Genomic DNA, 1,556 nt, shown 5'->3' with positions numbered 1-1,556 from the left:
GCGCGGCGGCGAGCCGGTACGGCAGCCCCGGACGGCCCCGCTGCAGCGAGTGCGCCCAGGTCGGCGGCGTCCGGCGGGTCGCGGTCGAGGCGGTCGGCGAGGTCGCGCGCCGTCGCGGCGAGCGCGGCGACGCGGCGGACAGGACGATCGGGTGCGGCCGGGGGTCGGGTTCCGCGCGCGGACGCTCCGGCGCCGGCCCGACGACGACGTGCGCGTTCGTCCCGCCGATCCCGAACGAGCTGACGCCCGCGAGGCGCGGCCCGTCCCACGCGCGGGTGCGGGTCACGACGTCGAACGGGGAGCCGTCCAGGCCCAGCAGTTCGTTGACGGGCGCCGCGTGCAGGGACGCGGGCAGCACCCCCGCGCGGACCGCGAGGACCGTCTTGATGAACGACGCGATCCCGGCCGCCGTGTTCGCGTGGCCGATGTTGCCCTTCACCGAGCCGAGCCCGCACCAGGCGGGCCCGTCGCCGAACACCCGGCGCAGCGCGGCGACCTCGATGGGGTCGCCGAGGTGCGTGCCGGTCCCGTGCGCCTCGACGTACCCGACTTCGCGGGGGCCGGTCCCGGCGATCGCGAGGGCCTCCGCGACCACGCGGGCCTGCCCCTGGACGGACGGCGCGGTGAACCCCGTCTTGTCGGCGCCGTCGTTGCCGACGGCCGAGCCGTGCACGACGGCCAGCACCGGGTCGCCGTCGTCGAGGGCGTCGCGGAGGCGGCGCAGCACGACCGTCCCGACGCCCTGCGTGTAGACGATGCCGGTGCCGTCGGCGGAGAACGGCCGGACGCGCCCGTCCCGCGAGTAGATGCCGTCCGGTGTGTGCAGGTGCCCGCGGCCCTGCGGGACGATCAGCGACACGCCGCCCGCGAGCGCGGTGTCGCACTCCCCGGCGAGCAGCGCCTGGACGGCGAGGTGGACGGCGACGAGCGACGTCGAGCACGCGGTGTTCACGGCGGTCGCCGGGCCGGTGAGCCCGAGCCGGTACGCGGCCTGCGCGGGCATGTAGTCCGGCTGCGTCGCGATGGCCGCCTGGAGGCTGCCCGCCGGGTCGCGCCGCCGCCCGTCGGGTCCCAGCGCCCGGCGAGGTTGCTCGCCAGGTAGGCGCTCTGCGCCGAGCCCGCGAACACGCCGACCGAGCCCGCGCCGGCCCCGCCGCCGTGTCCGGCCTGTTCCAGCGCCCGCCAGCAGCTTTCGAGGAACAGCCGGTGCTGCGGGTCGAGCAGCGCCGCCTCGGCGTCGGCCAGCCCGAACGGTTCGGGATCGAAGAGGTCCTGGCCGTCGATGAGGCCCGCGACCGGCACGTAGCCGGGGTCGCGGCGCAGCCGCCGCGGGACCCCGGCCGCGGCGAGCTCGTCGTCGGTCAGGCGGGTGAGCCCGTCGCGTTCGTCCGCGAGCAGGTCCCAGAACGCGTCGGCGTCGGGCGCCCCGGGGAACCGGCAGGCCAGCCCGGTCACGGCGACGAGGCTCATCGGCCGACCCCCTCGGACGCGCGCCGGGCCCGCAGCCGCGCGGCCGCCCGGTCGGACGGGACGGTCCGGCGGCGCGGGCGCGGGCG

Annotated in this window: 2 protein-coding genes; both read right to left on the bottom strand. The window is 78.4% G+C overall.

Annotated features, from left to right (window positions below):
* Positions 1-1,003 (bottom strand): beta-ketoacyl synthase N-terminal-like domain-containing protein (locus BJF79_RS39340; protein ID WP_410050201.1); only part of this gene is annotated, 1,003 nt, incomplete at its 3' end.
* Positions 949-1,470 carry a beta-ketoacyl synthase N-terminal-like domain-containing protein gene (locus BJF79_RS63790; protein WP_075905045.1) on the bottom strand — a complete coding sequence of 174 codons (522 nt, stop codon included), beginning with the start codon at positions 1,468-1,470 and terminating at the stop codon, positions 949-951. The genes BJF79_RS63790 and BJF79_RS39340, both read right to left, overlap by 55 nt.
* Positions 1,471-1,556 lie beyond the last annotated feature (86 nt).

This window comes from Actinomadura sp. CNU-125, assembly GCF_001942465.1.
In the GTDB taxonomy this organism is placed as follows: Bacteria; Actinomycetota; Actinomycetes; order Streptosporangiales; family Streptosporangiaceae; genus Spirillospora.
Note: the sequence above shows the minus strand (reverse complement) of the source record. Positions and strands in the feature narration are given on the sequence as shown.